Source organism: Arthrobacter sp. NA-172, assembly GCF_043952055.1.
GTDB lineage: Bacteria > Actinomycetota > Actinomycetes > Actinomycetales > Micrococcaceae > Arthrobacter.
Window position 1 is genome coordinate 2,264,066 of the sequence record NZ_JBINOT010000001.1, and the last position, 17,470, is coordinate 2,281,535.

A 17,470-nucleotide genomic window follows, 5' to 3' on the forward strand; every position below is an offset into this window, starting at 1 on the left:
GTATAGGCGCCTCGACCATTTGTAGCCAATCTACCGCTATACGTCGTGATGCGCGTCACCAAGAATTGGATTACTTACTTCCCGCTCAATGGCGAGCACTCCCGCAAGCGAAGGATCCCGGCATGACAACGCACCAGCCCATCGGCCCCGTCGACGCAACAAGAGTCCCCCGTTATGCCGGCCTCGGCACCTTCGCCCGGCTTCCCCAAATCGACCGCGTTCCGGACTACGACATTGCCATTGTCGGTGTACCGTTCGACGGCGGAACCTCCTTCCGTCCCGGCGCCCGTTTCGGTCCTGCCGCAGTCCGCGAAGCCTCCCGGCTCCTGCGCCCCGGTTACCACCCCGAGCTCGATGTTGAACCCGTTTACGAAGTCCAGGTTGTGGACGCCGGCGACATCGCCTGCACGCCTTACGACATCTCGCGGGCTGTCCGTGAAATCGAAGAGCAGGCCCTGCCCCTGATCAGCGAGGACAAGAAGCTCATCTCGATCGGCGGAGACCACACCATCGCCCTCCCTATGCTGCGGGCATTGAACAAGGTCCACGGCCCAGTCGCGTTGCTGCACTTCGACGCCCATCTGGACACGTGGGACACCTACTTCGACCAGCCTGTCACGCACGGGACCATCTTCCGGCGCGCCTTCGAGGAAGGCCTCCTGGTGGAAGATAAGTCCATGCACGTCGGCATCCGCGGGCCGGTCTACGACCGCAACGACTTCCTGCGCGACCACGAGTTCGGATTCCAGATCATCCGCTGCTCGGACCTGGACGTCATCGGCGTCCCTGCGGCCATTGAACAAGTCAAGCAGCGGCTCGGCGACACGCCTGTCTACGTCTCCATCGACATCGACGTCCTGGACCCGGCGTATGCCCCGGGCACCGGCACTCCCGAGATGGGCGGCCTTCACTCCCGCGAGCTTCTGGCGTTGCTCCGCGGCCTGAACGGCATCAACATTGTGGGCGCCGACGTCGTCGAGGTCGCCCCCGCGTATGACCACGCGGACATCACCACCGTCGCTGCGGCAACCCTGGTCTTTGATCTCCTTGCCCTGATGGTGAACCGCGGCAAGGCTTCCTCCAACGCGGTCCGCGAACTGCAAGCAGCCAGCGGGAGCGCACTGTGAGCGCTCGAACCCCCCACACTGCCGCGGCCGAGGTGCCCCGGCTCGAGGATAAGACCATCCAGCCGATCCCCTTGGACGAACGCCACGGGAAGGCCCGGGACCTCTTCACGATCTGGTTCGGTTCCAACATCATGATCATGACCATCGTGACCGGCGGGCTCGCCACCACGGTGTTCGGCCTCAGCTTTGTGCCCGCGATCGTGGGAATCATCATTGGGAACGTCATCGGCGGCATCTTCATGGCGCTGCATTCCGCCCAGGGCCCGCAACTGGGCGTAGCGCAGATGATCCAGACCCGCGGCCAGTTCGGTTCGTATGGCGCGCTGCTGATTGTCGCCATCGTGGTGATCATGTACGTCGGGTTCTTCGCGGCGAACTTGGTCTTTGGCGGCGAAGCAATGGCCGCAGTCAGCCCGGAGATCAGCATTGACGGCGGCATCATTATTATTGGTGTCGTCAGCGTCATCGCCACGATCTTCGGCTACCGGCTCATTCACGCCTATGCCCGCATCTTGAGCATCGTTGCCGGCCTGGCGCTGCTGCTGGCCTTCATCTGGATCCTCTTCGTCCATGGACTCCCAGCCAGCTTCCTGCTCCAGGAAACTTCAACTGGGTTGGCTTCATGGGCACCGTTTCGGTCTCCGCTCTTTGGCAGCTCGCCTACGCACCATACGTCTCGGACTACTCCCGCTACATGCCCCAAGGCACTGGCTCGGGCCCGGCGTTCTGGGCATCCTACTCAGGATGCGTCCTGGGAACCCTGTTCCCGATGATTCTGGGCGCCTTGGTGGGAACGCTCGCAGTGAGCTTGGGCACCGGGGCCGGGGATGTCGAAATCGTCGGCAGCATGGGAGCACTGCTCCAGCCCTGGACCCTCGCAGTCATTGGAATCTTCTGCCTGGGCGTCGCGGCGTCGAACGCCATGAACCTCTACTGCGGCGTCCTGTGCACCCTCACCATAGGGCAGACCTTCAAGCCTGCCTGGCTACCCAGGGCCAAGTCCCGGACTGTTGCGGCGATCGTTCTCTTCACGCTCGCCCTGCTGATCGCGCTGTTCGCTCGCGACAACTTCATCCTCTTCTACACGAACTTCCTCTCCTTCCTGATGTACGTGTTGGTCCCATGGACGGCCATCAACCTGGTGGACTACTACCTCCTCCGGCACGGCGACTACAGGGTGGAAGACTTCTTCAAACGCGACGGCGGAGTCTACGGCCGGTTCAACTGGATCGCCATCGGTTCCTACGTTGCCGGCGCCCTTATCCAGGTTCCCTTCTCGTCAACCGCGCTCTTCACGGGCCCCGTGGCCGCAGCGATGGGCGGCGTGGACATCTCCTGGATGGTCGGACTGGTTGTGGTTGCTCCGCTCTACTACTTCGCAGCACGCGTATTCCGGAAGCAGCAAGCCCCAGCCGCCATCCCGGCCCCAGCACTCGTCACCGACCTCATCTGAAAGCGATACACCATGACAACCACCAGCACCGAGCAGTTCGCCGTCCGACGCTCCCCCGGGGATCACAGCCCAGCCAGTACCCTGCCGCTGCCTCCTCATTTGCCTCCGGCGGGTCACTTCATTGGAGGATCCTTCGTCCCCGGCTCCTCCAACCAGCTCATCGACGTCGTGGACCCCACCACGGAACAAGTCATTGCTTCCGTGGTGGGCGGCACCGCGGCAGATGTCGACGTTGCCGTTGAGTCAGCCGTGGCGGCGCAAAAGTCCTGGGGCGCCACCACGCCGAAGGAGCGGTCCGAGGTGCTGAACCTGATCGCCAACATCATTGAAGCCAACCGTGAAGTCTTCGAGATCATCGAGTCCGCCAACACCGGCAAGCCGCGGACCGTTGCAGAGGACGATGTCTCCAGCACCATTGATACCTTCCGCTTCATGGCCGGAGCTTCCCGCACACTGACGTCCATGGCCGGCGGCGACTACGCAACCGGACACACTTCGGTCATCCTCCGGGAGCCCGTGGGCGTCGTCGGCGTCATCACCCCCTGGAACTACCCGCTGCTGATGGCCGCCTGGAAGATTGCGCCGATCCTGGCCGCCGGAAACAGCATTGTCCTCAAGCCTTCCGAGCAGACCCCGTTGTCCACCCTGAAGCTGGCCGAACTCCTGGCCGGGCACATACCGGATGGAATCCTCAACGTCGTCACAGGACAGGGACGAACCGTCGGACAACGGCTCTCGGAACACCCGGATATTGCCCTCATCGCCTTGACAGGGAGCGTGGTCAGCGGTCAAGCCGTTGCCGAGACTGCTGCCAAATCGGTCAAGCGCGTGCACCTGGAACTCGGCGGCAAGGCCCCGGTTGTGGTCTTTGCCGACGCCGATCTCCGCGCCGCGGCCGCCGGGGTACGCAACGCCGGCTTCTGGAATGCCGGCCAGGACTGTGGCGCTGCCTGCCGCGTGCTCGTCCACGAATCCGTGGCGGAGGAATTCACCGAGCACCTGGTCCGCGAAGTCAGCACGCTCGTGATCGGAGCTCCAGATGCAGGCGACGACGTGGAAATCGGACCCATGATTTCGCGCCCCCACTTTGAACGCGTGAAGGAATCACTTGCCGATGCCAAGGCCGCTGGCCTGAAGGTGGCGATCGGCGGCTCGGCCCTTGAAGGCCCCGGCTACTTCATCGAGCCGACCGTGATCAGCGACGTACCGGCCGGAGCACCCATCGCTACGCACGAAATCTTTGGTCCCGTGGTCACTGTGGAGACGTTCAGTTCCACTGAAGAGGCCATCGATCGGGCAAACGAGAGCCCCTACGGCCTTTCCGCCTCCGTATGGACCAGGGATTCGAGCCTCTCGCTGGGCGTTCCGAAGAAGCTCGACTTCGGTACCGTTTGGGTCAACTCACACTTGGTGTTGGCTTGCGAAGTACCGTGGGGCGGGTTCAAGGGTTCAGGCTATGGCCGCGACCTCTCGCTGTACGCCTTGGACGATTACTCCCGCACCAAGCACGTCATGATCAACCACGGCGCATGAACGTTCAGTCAACCATCGGAGCTCGGCAATGACCACCACCAACTTCCCCCGCAATGCATCCTCGGCACGTGCAGCGACCCCGTCCGCGCCCTTCGGGACAGACGTCACGTGGACAAACTGGGGCGGTAACCAGAGCGCCACGCCAGCCTTCACCGTCAGGCCCCGGACTGAACAAGAAGCGCTCGACGCCGTTCGTTTCGCCATCCGCGAAGGCCTGCCTGTGCGGGCGGTCGGCTCAGGACACTCCTCCTCGCCGCTGGTCCAGACGGGCGGGGTCCTGATGGACATGTCCGGACTCTCGGCGATCACCGGAACCGACCGGGCCCGGCGTCGTGCAAGGGCTCTGGCCGGCACCACCATCAATGCCTTTGGCGATCCGTTGTGGGAGGAGGGCCTTGCCCTTGGCAACCAAGGAGACATCGACAAACAGCAAATTGCGGGGGCACTTTCAACCAGCACACACGGCTCCGGAAAAGACCTGGGCAGCTTTTCGTCAAACCTTCGTTGGGTGAGGCTGATCAACGGCTACGGCGAAATCGTCGAAATCGGCGAGGACCAGCTCCGCGAGCTCCGAGCCGCCCAGGTTGCGCTAGGCACCCTCGGCATTTTCCTGGAAGTCGAGCTTGCCGTAGAGGACCGCTACTACCTGCGGGAAGAGATCACGTACCCCACGTGGGCGGACACCCGCGCAACCTGGCAGTCCGACATCGACTCGAACAGGCACTACTCGTTCCTCTGGTGCCCGGACGAGGGCTCATGCGAACTCCTGGACCTGCCCGGTTCGCCAGGCCAGAGCATGTCAAACCGCAGCTACACCAAGCGGTACAACATCGCCCAGATCCAGGACGAGCGCGAAATTTCAAGCACTGAAGGTGCCCGGCTCGATCGCTCCTACCGCATCTATCCGGGCGGATTCACCACGCAGTTCCACGAACTTGAGTATTTCGTTCGCAGCGAGGACGGCCTAGCCGCCGTCGAGGCCGTCCAGGACCTTATCCGCACCAAATATCCAGAGCAGAAATACCCCGTGGAGGTCCGCTGGGTGAAGGCCGATGAGGGCTACATGTCTCAGTTTCAGGGACGGGACAGCACCGTCATCACCCTCACCACTGAACCCGGGACGGACTACTGGCAGTTCTTCCGGGACGCCGATGCGTTGCTGCAGGAGTTCGAGCCGCGCGCCCACTGGGGCAAGATCCATTTCATGACCCGGAGCCGCTTGGAACGCCTCTATCCGGAGCTGGACACCTTCATCCAGGTGCGGCGCGAGTTCGATCCCCGTGGAATGTTCCTCAATGACCACACGCGCGCCTTGTTTGGCTGATCGCCTGAAGTTACGCAGGTTGACGGCCGGTTGAAACCATGGAGTGGTACTTTGTTCTCTGCTTTAGCCAGACACTCGTACCCAATCCGAGGACACTCCATGCTTAAAGGTTTCAAGGACTTCGTCCTTCGCGGCAACATCATCGAGCTTTCCATCGCCGTCGTCATCGGCACCGCGTTCACGGCCCTGGTTGCCGCGTTTACCACCAATATTGTCAACCCGATCATCGCCGCTGCCGGCGGAGTCAACGCCCAAGGCCTTGGCTTCTCCATTTGGCCAGACAACCCGAAAACCTTCGTCAACTTCGGCGCCGTCATCACCGCCTTTGTGACCTTCGTGATCACCGCGGCCGTGGTCTACTTCATCTTCGTTGCACCGATGAACAGGATCAACGAGCTGACCAAGCGCCGCGCGTCCATCGAAGAGCCCGAGGACGAGCCCCTGCCGGCTGACACCGCCCTTCTGGCAGAGATCCGCGACCTCCTGACCGAGCTCGCCGCTGCCAACAAAAGCAACGAGAACATCCACTAAGTCCGGGCGGGCTGGTTCTGTGCGATCACGTTGCGCCGAACCAGCCCACCCCAGTGATATCCAAATCGTGATGCAGACGCAATCCGCCTGAAACAGGCTTGGGGCACGATGGTGCCATGAAGCCGAACGCGAGGACTTCCGCCACCGCAGAGCTCTCCTGCGAAGTGTGCGGCCAGATGCCCGAGGCTCCGAAGGCCCGGCTAACACTGGCCCAAATCGCCGTGATGCTACCGGTCGAACTTCTTGTGCACGCCGCCGTCGTTGAAACGCAGCTCCCTTACCTCGCCAAAGTACTCCTGTTGACCGTGACCGCCACGGTGCTGGTGATTTGGGTGGCCGAGCCTTCGGCAGCCAGGATGCTCCGACGCTGGATCCACGCCCCAGCACTCCGCCACCGGAGAAAGCTTCACGCGGCGCCAGCACTTTGGCGGGCGAGAACCGTGCTCCGGGACCAGCCAGGCTCCCTTCAACGGATCACTCAGTCGCTGGCCCGGACAGATATCAACATCCTGAGCATCCACGTCCACCCGATGGATGGCGCCGCGCTCGATGAATTCGTGTTGTCCGCACCCGGGGATCTCGGCGAACGGGATCTACTCAAAGCGCTTGACGACGGCGGCGGCCGGGATTGCCACGTGTGGCCCACCACCGCACTCGCCATGGCGGACGGGCAGACCCGGGCCCTCAGCCTGGCTGCCCGGATCGCCGACAACCCTGACGAATTGCCCCTCGCGGTCGCGGAACTTCTCTCAGCCAAAATCGTCACCCCGGAACCCGAAGGTCCGGCTGCCGAGGCAAGCTCCGCCGTCGGGCCTTCCACAACGCTCCTGAAGATTCCCACGGCCTGGCACGGACCGCTCCTGTTTTCCCGACCGGGCGAACCGTTCACGCCAGCGGAATCAGCCCGCGCCCATCGGCTGGCCGAGCTGGCGGAAATCCTGGCGCACACCCGCAGCGCCGCCGCAAAGGACCGGAGCTAGGATCCGGAACCCTCAACTGGAAGGTGGTGGCGGAATGAACGCCATGGACGTATCGCACTTGGATGGCACCGGAGTGCACGTGGTACCGGGGCACGGGATAATTCATCCTGTTCCGCCTCATCCTGTGATGCCTCATCCTGTATTGCACAGCGCCGAAGCAGTGGCTACGAGCCGGGACCCCCACCACTGGGGCCGCGCAATGGCGGTCGCCATCACCAAACTCGCGGACAACCTGGCAAGCGAGGAAGGGCACGAGGCCTTGATGGGCCACGAGCTGCGGCTTCGCATCACCGAGGAACCCGGGGGCGCGCGCATCACCCTCTGGTGCGCTTCAGGGGAGTAGCGACGCCGGGGGACGTAAGCATCACGACTCGCTAAATTCGCCATGACGCGGGAAATCCGTGGCGCGGCGGTTATTCCCAGTGCGACAACCCGTCAGCGCGTCGCAGGCCATTTTGCGCGTCGCCAGAGCATTTGCGCGTCGCCAGACACGGACGCACTCATTTACGTGTGCACAAATCTCTAGGCAGCCGACGTCACGGCGGAAGTAGAGTCCAGCACGGGAGTTCCTGTGCTGGACTCCGTCGCGGTGACGTTGTGGCACTACCTCAAGCTCGTCGGAGCCCCGCTGCTTGCGCCTCAATGGGGCAGGCTACTGACAGGACTGCCCCAGGAAAAGTGCACTACCTTTACAGGGGTTTGATGTTCTCCGCCTGGGGGCCTTTAGGGCCCTGAACGACGTCGAACTGGACCCGCTGATTCTCTTCCAGCGAGCGGTACCCGCTCGAGGCAATCGCAGAATAGTGGGCGAAAACATCGGCCGAGCCGTCGTCGGGGGCAATGAAACCGAAGCCCTTTTCGGAGTTAAACCACTTGACGATCCCTGTTGCCATGACTGCTTTTCCTTCTCTGAATCTGTGCGGCGATCGGCCACAAAACCGACGCCACCGGACGAATCCGTCCGCTGCCTCAAACCTACGGGGCGGGGTTCTGGGGCGCAAGGATCTGCGGGGCGTGAGATTCTGGCTTGGATACCTGCCCGGATATTGAGACGGATGTTCGCCGCTACCAGGAACGCTTGAGCGCTGTAGCGCGGCCCGGAGTTCGGGTACCGCGCCCTTCGTAGCAAGCATCCGGGCTGTAGCAAGCATCCGGGCCGAGAGGGCATGCGCAGGGGCCGGCCTGCAGCGGCAGACCGGCCCCCGAAAGCGTCGAAGAGCCTAGAGGAGCCCGACCGTGGTCATCAGCTCGGTGACCTTCTCGCTGTTGAGTTTGGCAGGGTCGACGGAGGGTGCCTGAAGATCCTTGAGGGGCACCAGCTTGGAGTTGGCCGGTACGTCGGAGCCAACGGTGTATTCAAAGGAGTCACCGGTCTGGAGGACCTGCTGCCCCATTTTGCCCGTGATGAACTTCAGGAACTGCTGGGCCTGGGCTTGCTTCTTGCTCGCGGCAAGGACAGCGCCGCCGGACACGCTGACGAACGCACCCGGGTCCTGGTTCTTAAAGTAGTGGAGGTCAACGTTCTTGCTGTTTTCTCCGGTCTGGGCTTGGTCCACGAAGGAGTAGTAGTGGTAAAGCACGCCTGCAGCGACCTCACCGGAGTTCACAGCTGCGAGCACCGGGGTGTCGTCCTTGTAGGACTTGAAGTTGCTTTTCGCAGCCTCCAGCCAATTCTTGGTTGCGTCTTCTCCCTTGAGCGCCAGCATGGCGCTAACGATTGCCTGGAAGTCCGCTCCGCCAGTGGAAGCGCCAATGCGGCCCTTCCATGCCGGGTCCGCGAGGTCCATCAGGGACTTGGGCAGCTGGTCTGCGGTGAGCTTGTTCTTGTTGTAGGCCAGCACCGTGGAACGCGCCGCGATGCCGGTCCAGTCGCCGGTGGAGGGCCGGTATTGGGCTGGCACTTGGTTGAGGGTTGCCTGGTCGACGGGGGCGAGCAAACCGGCACCGGCGATGCGGACCATGGCCGGTGAGTTTTCCGTGAGGAAGACATCCGCGGGAGAGTTTTTGCCCTCTTCGCTCAGCTGGTTGCTCATTTCCAGGCCGTCACCATTGCGGAGCGTGACCTTGATTCCCGTTTCCTTGGTGAAGGCGGCTACCCATGCGCCGGTGAGGTTTTCGTGCTGTGCGTTGTAGACGACGATCCCGTCGCCGGGCGCCGCCGCTCCGGCCGCAGAACTGCCGGATGCGGTCCCAGTGGGCGCGCCGCTACAGGCCGAAAGCGCCAGCAACGTGGCCGTGGCGGCGGCAAGTGCCGCGGCGGGTTTGATGCCGAATTTCATGGGATGGCCTTTCGAGGGTCCCGGCGGGGGGAATCGAAACCCTTGAGTGTCTGGGGTTGAGGCTGAGGGGTGCGAATGAGTCAGCGGGCCAAGCCTGAGGCAGGCAAGGCAAGCCTAACTATAATAACAACATGCCATTGTTGCGTAATTCCAGCCAGGCCGGGATCAAGTATTACGGAGGCCCGTCCCTGCGGAGTAGTCGTGGCCGCAAGCGGATCAACCCGTTAAGAGGGCGCTAAATCTCTGCCAGCCGGCGTTAGGAAATCATCAAGACCGGCTGCGCCCGCACTGTTTGGTGATCTGATGAAAAGAGGAAGCAACGGGTATCCGGGCTTCGGGCTGACCCTCCGCAGGAGCTGAATTCACCATGAAGAATATTGCCCTCGACCATGGAATGGCATCCGATTCCGAGCCCCTGGGCGTGCGTCAGAAAGACTACGTGGTGGTCGACGATCTTGGTGATTTCACGTACTACCCGTCCGAAACCACCATGCTCGAAGACCTGGAGTATGTTGACGAAGCGGCCAGCATCATCGACCGTGCAGGTAACGACTACCGGTTGACGTTGCGAGGAGACCGGAACCTGCGGCTGGGCACTCCGTTGGGCCGGGTGGAATTTACTTGGCTCCGCCAGGCATGGGTGAACTACCGGCGCCGGGACCCGCGGACGCATCGATTGCTCCGTCTCTATCCGAGAACATTGGAAGTCCTTCTGGCTGGAATATTTGAAATCCTCACCCTGGAACTCGCCAGCAATGCCGGCAATTCGCCATTGCTCTCCCCCTCGCTGACGCCATGGGTATTGGACGTGGGGGGAGAAGAAACACATCCAGCGACGCTCAGGGATGTCGACGGCCTCCTCGCCGGGCTGGAGCACCTTGAATTGGCGAGGGTGTGTGACCCCTTCGGCCACAACTACCGGCCAATCCGACACGCAACACACATCTTCCGGGCCTTTGGGGCCTGGCCGATCTATTACGTTGAGCTTGATCCCCACCGCAGGCAGGTCGAAAGCTCTGACGGTAAACCGTGAGTTTCCCCATGTGGGTTACTGCCGGTAAGCCGTGGCGGTACGCTGCAAATTAACGAATGCCTCGGCGTCTGAGAACCGGGAACGGCGGTTGCGAACCTTTTGGTCGCAGCCGCCGCGCTCTGTTTGAACCGACGACTTGAGCCCACTGCCCCACCCCCCCCCAGAGGAACAACCATGGTGAACGTCCAGACCGAAATACTCATCCAGCAGCCCCGTGAGATCGTGGCGGCCTATGCCTCCGATCCAGACAACGCTCCCGTCTGGTACGTGAACATCCGGTCTGCCCAGTGGCAAACGCCCCGGCCCCTCGCCGTCGGATCCCGGGTTGCCTTCACCGCACGGTTCTTGGGCCGCAATCTGGACTACGTGTACGAATTCACGGAACTGGTTCCCGGCGAGAGCCTCACCATGCGCACCAGCCAAGGTCCTTTCCCGATGCGGACCACGTACACCTGGTCCGAGGAGAATGGCGCCACCCGCATGACCCTGCGCAACACAGGTGAACCCTCCGGTTTCTCCGCCATCGCCGGCGTGGTCATGGCGCCAATGATGCGAATGGCTATGCGCAAGGATTTGGAGAATCTCAAGAAGATCCTCGAGGCACGTTAGGAACTACAACGCCTTGACAGCGGTCAGCACCTTGGCCAGGGATTCCTTGGCATCGCCGAACAAAAGCGTGGTCTGCGGCTCGTACATGAGATCGTTCTCGATCCCCGCGAATCCTGGCCGCATGGACCGCTTGAGGAAGACTACCTGCCGCGCATCGCCCACTTCGAGGATGGGCATGCCGTAGATCGGCGAACCCGGGGTGGTCTTCGCAGCCGGATTGACGACGTCGTTCGCGCCAACCACCAGCGCGACGTCTGCCGTCCGGAATTCCGAATTGATCTCGCCCATTTCCTTGAGCGACTCGTAGGGCACATTGGCTTCGGCAAGCAGGACGTTCATGTGTCCCGGCATGCGGCCGGCCACCGGATGGATCGCGAAATCGACGTCGATCCCGCGCGCCTCGAGTGCGAGCGCCAACTCCGCGGCCGTGTGCTGGCCCTGCGCTACCGCGAGCCCGTAACCAGGGACGATGATGACCCGCTGCGCGTAGCCAAGCAGCACAGCGACGTCCTCCGGGCTGGACGAACGCACGGGGCGATCGCTCACCGCCGTCGATCCCGCCGTCGAGCCTCCCTTGAACGCGCCGAAAAGAATTCCCGCAACTTTGCGCCCCATGGCCGCGGCCATCGCGCGGGTGAGAATGGTGCCCGAAGCGCCCACCAGCGTGCCGGCCACCACCAACAGCACATTGCCGAGCACCAGGCCCGAGGCTGCAACAGCCAGGCCAGTGAACGCGTTCAGCAGCGAAATGACGATCGGTACGTCGGCACCGCCTACCGGCAAAACGAGCAGCACCCCGGCCGCCAGTCCCAGCAGCAAGATCACCAAAGCGAACGCAAGGGAACCGCTGAAAACGACGGCGACGGCGGCGGCCACCGCCGCGAGCAGGACCGCTCCCATGAGGGTCGGCAAGCCAGGAAAGACCACGGGGCGGGTGGTCATGAGCTCCTGCAGTTTGGAGAACGTGATGGCGGAACCCGCGAACGATACCGCCCCCACCAGCAGCGTGAAGACAATCGCCACCCGCACCCAGACGTCCCCGGTGTGGGCTAGCTCCAGGAGGGCAACAAGGGCTGCGGCACCACCACCCACGCCGTTGAACAGCGCCACGAGTTGGGGCATCTGGGTCATCTTGACTTGGCGCGCCACTGGCGCTGCCACTCCCGAACCGACCACCATCGCGCCCAGGATCAGGGGAACGTTGTCCATCCTGACCGAGAGGAACACCGTGGCGACGGCGAGCGCCGCACCGAAGGCGCCCACCAGGCTTTCCGCGCCGGGCGGTCCGGGGAGAGTTCAGTCCCTTGAGCGCGAGGATGAAGCACACGGCAGCCGCGAGGTAGAGGAGCGAGGTCCACACGGGATCGATGACGGTCATCGCATGCCCTCCTTGGCTTCGGGCGCTCTGGCTTCAGGTGTTTTGGCGTTGGTTGACTTGGCCGTAGGCACTTCACGCTTGCGGCCGCGGAACATCTCGAGCATGCGGTCCGTCACCACAAAGCCGCCCACCAAGTTCGCTGTGGCGAGGACGACGGCGAGCAAGGCCACCGCGAGGACCCAAGGGTCGGAGGCCTGCCCGGCAACGATGATGGCGCCCACCAGAATGATTCCGTGGATGGCGTTTGCGCCCGACATCAAGGGCGTGTGCAGCGTACTCGATACTTTGGAAACCACTTCGAAGCCCACGAAAACCGCCAACACGGTGATGGTGAGCAGGGCGATACCGTCCATCAGGAACCCCCTTCGTTCGCGGAACCCACGGACCCCACGGACCCCGCCGACCCCACGGACTCAGCATTCTCGACAGCGAGCGCCGCGAGGGCTTCCGCCGTCGGGCCGTGCCGCACTTCGCCGTCGTGCGTCAGGCATGCACCCGCCACCACTTCGTCGCTGAAGTCCGGAACAACGGCTCCATCGCAGGTCATCAGCGCCAGCAAGTTCGCGACATTCTTCGCGTAAAGTCGCGAGGCATCCGCGGGCATGGCTGAGGCGACATCCTTCATCCCCACCAGGGTGACGGTGCCTTGACCATCCGCCGTCGGGATCTGGAGGTCCAGGCCCGGCACCGAGCCCTCCACGTTTCCGCCGGACTCTGCGGCGAGGTCGACCACTACCGAGCCGGGGCGCATGTGCTGAACCATCTCGCGGCTCACAAGGAGCGGGGCTCGCCGCCCGGGGACGGCCGCCGTCGTGATGAGCACGTCTGCTTGGGCGACGTGCGGGGCGAGGAGTTGGCGTTGCAGGGCGCCGCGGTCGGCGCTGAGTTCGCGGGCATAGCCGCCGGACGCCTCCGCCGTCTCCACATCGAGCCTGATGAAGGTACCGCCCATGGAGGCGACCTCGTCCGCGGACGCCGGCCGGATGTCGTTGGCGGAGACGCGCGCGCCAAGCCTTTTGGCGGTGCCGATGGCCTGAAGGCCTGCGACGCCGGCGCCCAGCACCAGCACCCGGGCCGGGGGAATGGTTCCGGCGGCGGTCATGTAGAGCGGGAAGAAACGCGGGAGGCGCATCGCTGCCTCGAGCACGCAGCGGTAACCTGCCACGAGCGCCTGCGAAGTGAGCGCGTCCATGGATTGTGCGCGGGAGATTCGCGGCACCAGCTCGAGCGCGAAGGAAGTCACGCCTGCTTCAGCGAGCGCGCGGACCGTGGGTAGCTCCGACGACGGCGAGGCGAGGCCCACGGTGACGGCGCCCCGGCGCAGCGCTGCCGCCGTCGTGGGTTCCAGGGGGCGCACGTGCGCAAAGACGTCCAGGCCGCCGAGATCCAGGGTGGGGACGATGAGTGCGCCTGCCGTCCGGTAGTCGTCATCGCTGTGGCCGGCGGCCGTTCCGGAACCGCTTTGGACGAAGACCTCCAGCCCGAGTCCCGTCAGCTGCTTCACGGTCTCGGGCGTCGCAGCCACCCTGCGTTCGCCGTCACGGCGTTCCCGCGCTATGCCAAGTTTCACCCGCCACTCCCCTTCCGGACGAGTGCAGCGGGTACCTCTCGTGGGCGGCTCCTTGGCGGGGCCGCCCTCGCGGAGCGGCATTGCTGCACGTGGTTGGCTTGAGTCTATTGCCCTCATGCCCGGTGTGGGGGTCGGGGTCAAAATTCATGCCAAATGTATGGATATCCATGCTTTGCACAGCGTTGGCATAGTCATCAACAGTGTTGGCATAGTCATCAATCGTCGGACCTGTGGTCCGCGGGACGTACCTTGAGCCAGACGTACTCCTGCGGACCCAGTACGACGCCTTCATCGAGGCGGACCGCGGCCTTCGAATCGACATCCGTTGCGTTGGGGTCGAAGCCGGACAGAGTCTCCGCCGAAACCTCTTGGGGTTGATCGCTGAAGTTGGCCAGCGCCAAAACCAGTGTCCCGTTGTCGGCGGGGCGCTGGTAGCCCAAGACGCCGGAGTTGTTCGTGGAAAACCCAATGAGGCGGGTCCCGGCCAGCTCCGGGGTTGCCGCACGGAGGGCCGTCAGCCTCCTGATCCCGGCGAAGACAGCACCCTCCGACGTCGACGGATCGTCGCGTCGGGCGTACTGCTCGGCAGGGTAGTGCGGCCGGTGCACCCAGCGGCTGTCGGCGTCGTGCCCTTCCTCCAGGGCGTACTGGTAATCGTTGAGCTGCCCCACCTCGTCGCCCAAGTAGAGCAGGGGGATGCCGCCCGTGCTGAATGTCACCGAGTGCGCCAGAAGGATGCGACGAACCGCCTCCGGCGAGCCGTCCTCCAGTCCGCAGAGGGAGGCCGTCGTGCCGGAGATGCGGCAGTCACCAGTGCGAGGGTTGTCCTGGAAAGGGACGCCGCGGGCGAAGCTGCCCGGGAATCGGTTGACGTAAAAGGAATTCAGGAACCTCCGGTGATCGAAGCCGTTCAACCCCAGTTCCGCGGCGTCCTCGTCGGCGAAAGTCCAGCCGATATCGTCGTGGCTCCTCACGTAGTTCACCCACGATGTGCCAGCCGGAATGTTGTGCCGTCGTTCAAGGGCTTGGGACAGGAGCGAGACGTCGCGCGTCGCCATCGCTTCCCAAATCAGGGCCATCTGCAGTGGATTGTAGGAGAGCTGGCATTCGGACGGATCGATATAGAGAGCCACCTCATCGGGATGCACGATTGCCTCGGACTTGAACAGCAGTGACGGCGCCGCGATCCGGCAGACGGCGTTGAACGCCTTCAGCAGGAGGTGCGCCTCCGGCAGGCTCTCGCACTGGGTTCCGAGCTGCTTCCAGATAAAGGCGACTGCGTCCATCCTGAGGAAGTCGACGCCTTGGTTGGCCAGGAAGAGCATTTCTCCGGCCATGGCACGGAAGACTTCCGGGTTGGAATAGTTCAGGTCCCACTGGAACGTGTGGAAAGTGGCCCACACCCACCGTCCGTCCGGCAATTGCACAAAGGAACCCGGGTGGTCGTCGGGGAAGATTTCCCGCACGGTCTGCTCATAGGCGTCCGGCATGGAGCGGTCCGGGAAGATCCAGTAGTAGTCGCTGTACTTGGGGTCGCCCTCGGCGGCACGCCGAGCCCATTCATGCTCGTTGGAGGTGTGGTTGAAAATGAAATCGACCACCAGGGCGATGCCATTGGCGCGCAACTCCGCGGCCAACTCGCGCAATTGATCAATGGTGCCCAGCTTGGGGTTGACGTCCCGGTAGCTGGACACGGCGTAGCCGCCGTCGGAATGCGGCTCGGGCGCAAGGAACAGCGGCATCAGGTGCAGATACGTCAGGCCCAGCTCCTTGAAGTAGGGGATGCGGGCCCGGACTCCTGCAAGGTTGTTGGCGTAGCGGTCCACGTAGCAGACACCACCAAGCATCCCGTTGGACAAGAACCAGTCGCCGCCGCCTTCCCTCGTGGCATCGAGTTCCTTCAGGTCTTGCGGCCGTTCGCTCCAGGACCGCGCGGACTCCAGCACCAAGGCGGTGAGTTGGTCCAGACAGTCTGGGCGCGAACCGTACAAGGTGTGGAACAGCAGGCAGAGATTCGCGAAGTGCTCGTCGAAACCCCGTTCGAAGGCAGCCCAGCCGCCGTCTTCCTGCTCGATGCCGAATTCCGCTTTAAGTGCGGAAACCACGTGCTTGCGGGACGCCTGGGCTACATCTGAGGGATCCTGATTTGCGAGTTCGTGCATGGAACAAACCATAAGCGCTGCTTCGACCCGCCGAGCCTTTGCTTGCGTACGTTTCTGATGGCGGCAGGCCCGGACGGAACCGGCTCAGCCGTCTGCCCGTTTCCCTCCGGGATTCCGGATGCCAACTGCCGAGACTATGCCCCCAATGATCAGGAGGACGCCGGTCAGGATCACCACCCGGTGAAACGCGTTGACATCAAGCCTTTCGCCAACCACCACCCCCACAAAGGCGATGCCGACCAGCCCAGCGACGCGGCTGACGGCGTTGTTTACGGCCGAACCGATGCCGGACTGCTGTTCGGAGATGGAGCCGAGAATGGCGGCAGTCAGCGGCGCGACTGTGGCCGAGAGACCGACGGCGAACAGGACGATGCCCGGAAACAGCTGCGTCCAGTAGCCGACGTGTGTCTCGGCTGAGAGCATGAGCAAGTATCCGATGCCGCCAAGGATGGGGCCGAACGCCATGAACCACCGCGGGCCAAATCGCCCCGCGAGCGATCCGAACCAGGACGAAAGTCCGATATTCAACACGCTGACAGGTAAGAGAGCAGGGCAGCTAGCGTGGCCGGGAACCCGGCGACCTGTTGCAGGAAAAGGACAACGATGAACCCGCCGATCGACAGTGCAGCGTAAATAAACGAGGTCGCGATATTCCCCATCGCAAAGTTCCGGACACTAAACAACGACGGCGGCATGAGCGGCTGCTTCGCCGTTTTCTGCCGCCAGATGAATCCGGCGAAGCACAGGACTCCAAGGATGAACGGCAAGAGAATGAGCGGGCTTGCCCAACCGAAGTTGCCTTGTTCGATCAGGGCATACACCGGGCCGCCCAGCCCGAGGACACAGAGCACGGCGCCCGCATAATCAATCCGGATGCCTTCCTCCCGCACATCCTTGGCCCGCAGGATGGCAAGCAGGTACATCGTGGCGCCGATGGGCAGGACGTTGATCCCGAAAACCCAGCGCCAGCTGAGCGAATCCACTAACACTCCGCCCAGCAACGGACCGGCGATGAACGCAACCGTGGTGCCCGCCGTCCACTGTCCGATTGCCTTCGCCCGCGCCGGCCCATCGAAGACGGAAGTAATGAGGGCCAGGGAACTGGGCACAAGGAGCGCGCCCGCGGCGCCTTGAAGGCCACGCGCAAGGATGAGCACCGCGGGGTCCGGCGCAAACGCACACAGCAGCGACGTCACGCCGAATCCGATGAGGCCAACACGCAGAATGACGATTCGGCCAAGAACATCCGAAAGGGAACCGGCGAGCAGGATCAGCGAACCCAGGGTGATCAGATACGCGTCCACCACCCATTGCTGCGTGGCCAGGCCTCCACCCAGCTCACGGGAAATGGCCGGCAGCGCCACATTGACCACGGTGCTGTCCAGAAACGAGACAAAGGACGCCAGGATCGCGATCCAAAGAACGAGTTTTTGTGCGTTGCCTACAGTCTGCAGATCCACCCTCCCAGTGAACACTAAATTCCCCGAGCCG

15 protein-coding genes and 2 pseudogenes are annotated in these 17,470 nt (G+C 63.2%); 10 read left to right on the top strand and 7 right to left on the bottom strand.

Features of this window, described 5'->3' with window-relative positions:
- Positions 1-122 precede the first annotated feature (122 nt).
- The 8 genes from speB (at position 123) to ACF0H6_RS11235 (ending at position 7,291) form a co-directional block, all read left to right on the top strand.
- Positions 123-1,127: an agmatinase gene (gene speB / locus ACF0H6_RS11200; protein ID WP_395249657.1), complete on the top strand. Its 1,005-nt coding sequence runs from the start codon at positions 123-125 to the stop codon at positions 1,125-1,127.
- Complete coding sequence (locus ACF0H6_RS11205; protein WP_395249658.1) at positions 1,124-1,900, top strand: cytosine permease; 777 nt, start codon at positions 1,124-1,126, stop codon at positions 1,898-1,900. The genes speB and ACF0H6_RS11205 overlap by 4 nt, the downstream gene beginning before the upstream one ends.
- Complete coding sequence (locus ACF0H6_RS11210) at positions 1,822-2,580, top strand: cytosine permease (RefSeq protein ID WP_395249936.1); 759 nt, start codon at positions 1,822-1,824, stop codon at positions 2,578-2,580. Before ACF0H6_RS11205 ends, ACF0H6_RS11210 begins: the two co-directional genes overlap by 79 nt.
- 12 nt (positions 2,581-2,592) lie before the next feature.
- A complete protein-coding gene (locus ACF0H6_RS11215; protein ID WP_395249659.1) occupies positions 2,593-4,113 on the top strand; it encodes an aldehyde dehydrogenase family protein in 1,521 nt (506 codons plus the stop codon).
- A gap of 28 nt (positions 4,114-4,141) precedes the next feature.
- Complete coding sequence (locus ACF0H6_RS11220) at positions 4,142-5,437, top strand: D-arabinono-1,4-lactone oxidase (RefSeq protein ID WP_395249660.1); 1,296 nt, start codon at positions 4,142-4,144, stop codon at positions 5,435-5,437.
- A 99-nt stretch (positions 5,438-5,536) separates the two neighbouring features.
- Positions 5,537-5,968, top strand: a complete 432-nt coding sequence (gene mscL / locus ACF0H6_RS11225) for a large conductance mechanosensitive channel protein MscL (RefSeq protein ID WP_395249661.1) — start codon at positions 5,537-5,539, stop codon at positions 5,966-5,968.
- 116 nt (positions 5,969-6,084) lie between these two features.
- The gene (locus tag ACF0H6_RS11230) at positions 6,085-6,948 is read left to right on the top strand and encodes an amino acid-binding protein (RefSeq protein WP_395249662.1); all 864 of its coding nucleotides are present in this window, start codon (positions 6,085-6,087) and stop codon (positions 6,946-6,948) included.
- Positions 6,949-6,982: 34 nt separating this feature from the next.
- Positions 6,983-7,291 (top strand): hypothetical protein, encoded by a 309-nt coding sequence (locus ACF0H6_RS11235; protein ID WP_395249663.1) that lies wholly within the window; start codon positions 6,983-6,985, stop codon positions 7,289-7,291.
- A 346-nt stretch (positions 7,292-7,637) separates the two neighbouring features.
- Here the strand turns inward: ACF0H6_RS11235 and ACF0H6_RS11240 are convergent, their stop codons facing one another.
- The gene (locus ACF0H6_RS11240) at positions 7,638-7,841 is read right to left on the bottom strand and encodes a cold-shock protein (protein ID WP_395249664.1); all 204 of its coding nucleotides are present in this window, start codon (positions 7,839-7,841) and stop codon (positions 7,638-7,640) included.
- A gap of 327 nt (positions 7,842-8,168) precedes the next feature.
- Positions 8,169-9,227, bottom strand: coding sequence for an iron ABC transporter substrate-binding protein (locus ACF0H6_RS11245; protein WP_395249665.1), 1,059 nt, complete (start codon positions 9,225-9,227; stop codon positions 8,169-8,171).
- Positions 9,228-9,594: 367 nt separating this feature from the next.
- Here ACF0H6_RS11245 and ACF0H6_RS11250 point away from each other — a divergent pair, with 367 nt between their 5' ends.
- Together ACF0H6_RS11250 and ACF0H6_RS11255 are read left to right on the top strand one after the other, a co-directional pair.
- Entirely contained in the window at positions 9,595-10,260 is a 666-nt protein-coding gene (locus ACF0H6_RS11250) for a hypothetical protein (protein WP_395249666.1), read from the top strand.
- Positions 10,261-10,434: 174 nt separating this feature from the next.
- Complete coding sequence (locus tag ACF0H6_RS11255) at positions 10,435-10,869, top strand: SRPBCC family protein (protein ID WP_395249667.1); 435 nt, start codon at positions 10,435-10,437, stop codon at positions 10,867-10,869.
- Between the two features lie 3 nt (positions 10,870-10,872).
- Here the strand turns inward: ACF0H6_RS11255 and ACF0H6_RS11260 are convergent.
- From ACF0H6_RS11260 to ACF0H6_RS11280, 5 genes and pseudogenes are all read right to left on the bottom strand, one after another.
- A pseudogene (locus ACF0H6_RS11260) lies at positions 10,873-12,247 on the bottom strand (NAD(P)(+) transhydrogenase (Re/Si-specific) subunit beta).
- Positions 12,244-12,600, bottom strand: a complete 357-nt coding sequence (locus tag ACF0H6_RS11265; protein WP_395249668.1) for an NAD(P) transhydrogenase subunit alpha — start codon at positions 12,598-12,600, stop codon at positions 12,244-12,246. Before ACF0H6_RS11265 ends, ACF0H6_RS11260 begins: the two are co-directional and overlap by 4 nt.
- Positions 12,600-13,817: a Re/Si-specific NAD(P)(+) transhydrogenase subunit alpha gene (locus tag ACF0H6_RS11270; RefSeq protein ID WP_395249669.1), complete on the bottom strand. Its 1,218-nt coding sequence runs from the start codon at positions 13,815-13,817 to the stop codon at positions 12,600-12,602. Before ACF0H6_RS11270 ends, ACF0H6_RS11265 begins: the two co-directional genes overlap by 1 nt.
- A gap of 215 nt (positions 13,818-14,032) precedes the next feature.
- Positions 14,033-15,979: an alpha-amylase family glycosyl hydrolase gene (locus tag ACF0H6_RS11275; protein WP_395249670.1), complete on the bottom strand. Its 1,947-nt coding sequence runs from the start codon at positions 15,977-15,979 to the stop codon at positions 14,033-14,035.
- An 84-nt stretch (positions 15,980-16,063) separates the two neighbouring features.
- Positions 16,064-17,439: pseudogene (locus ACF0H6_RS11280) on the bottom strand (MFS transporter).
- Between the last annotated feature and the right edge of the window lie 31 nt (positions 17,440-17,470).

Excerpts from the sequence above, each read along its gene's own strand:
- speB (WP_395249657.1), top strand. The coding sequence starts at position 123 with ATGACAACGCACCAGCCCATCGGCCCCGTCGACGCAACAAGAGTCCCC.
- ACF0H6_RS11210 (WP_395249936.1), top strand. The coding sequence starts at position 1,822 with ATGCCCCAAGGCACTGGCTCGGGCCCGGCGTTCTGGGCATCCTACTCA.
- ACF0H6_RS11215 (WP_395249659.1), top strand. The coding sequence starts at position 2,593 with ATGACAACCACCAGCACCGAGCAGTTCGCCGTCCGACGCTCCCCCGGG.
- ACF0H6_RS11220 (WP_395249660.1), top strand. The coding sequence starts at position 4,142 with ATGACCACCACCAACTTCCCCCGCAATGCATCCTCGGCACGTGCAGCG.
- mscL (WP_395249661.1), top strand. The coding sequence starts at position 5,537 with ATGCTTAAAGGTTTCAAGGACTTCGTCCTTCGCGGCAACATCATCGAG.
- ACF0H6_RS11230 (WP_395249662.1), top strand. The coding sequence starts at position 6,085 with ATGAAGCCGAACGCGAGGACTTCCGCCACCGCAGAGCTCTCCTGCGAA.
- ACF0H6_RS11235 (WP_395249663.1), top strand. The coding sequence starts at position 6,983 with ATGAACGCCATGGACGTATCGCACTTGGATGGCACCGGAGTGCACGTG.
- ACF0H6_RS11240 (WP_395249664.1), bottom strand. The coding sequence starts at position 7,841 with ATGGCAACAGGGATCGTCAAGTGGTTTAACTCCGAAAAGGGCTTCGGT.
- ACF0H6_RS11245 (WP_395249665.1), bottom strand. The coding sequence starts at position 9,227 with ATGAAATTCGGCATCAAACCCGCCGCGGCACTTGCCGCCGCCACGGCC.
- ACF0H6_RS11250 (WP_395249666.1), top strand. The coding sequence starts at position 9,595 with ATGAAGAATATTGCCCTCGACCATGGAATGGCATCCGATTCCGAGCCC.
- ACF0H6_RS11255 (WP_395249667.1), top strand. The coding sequence starts at position 10,435 with ATGGTGAACGTCCAGACCGAAATACTCATCCAGCAGCCCCGTGAGATC.
- ACF0H6_RS11265 (WP_395249668.1), bottom strand. The coding sequence starts at position 12,600 with ATGGACGGTATCGCCCTGCTCACCATCACCGTGTTGGCGGTTTTCGTG.
- ACF0H6_RS11275 (WP_395249670.1), bottom strand. The coding sequence starts at position 15,979 with ATGCACGAACTCGCAAATCAGGATCCCTCAGATGTAGCCCAGGCGTCC.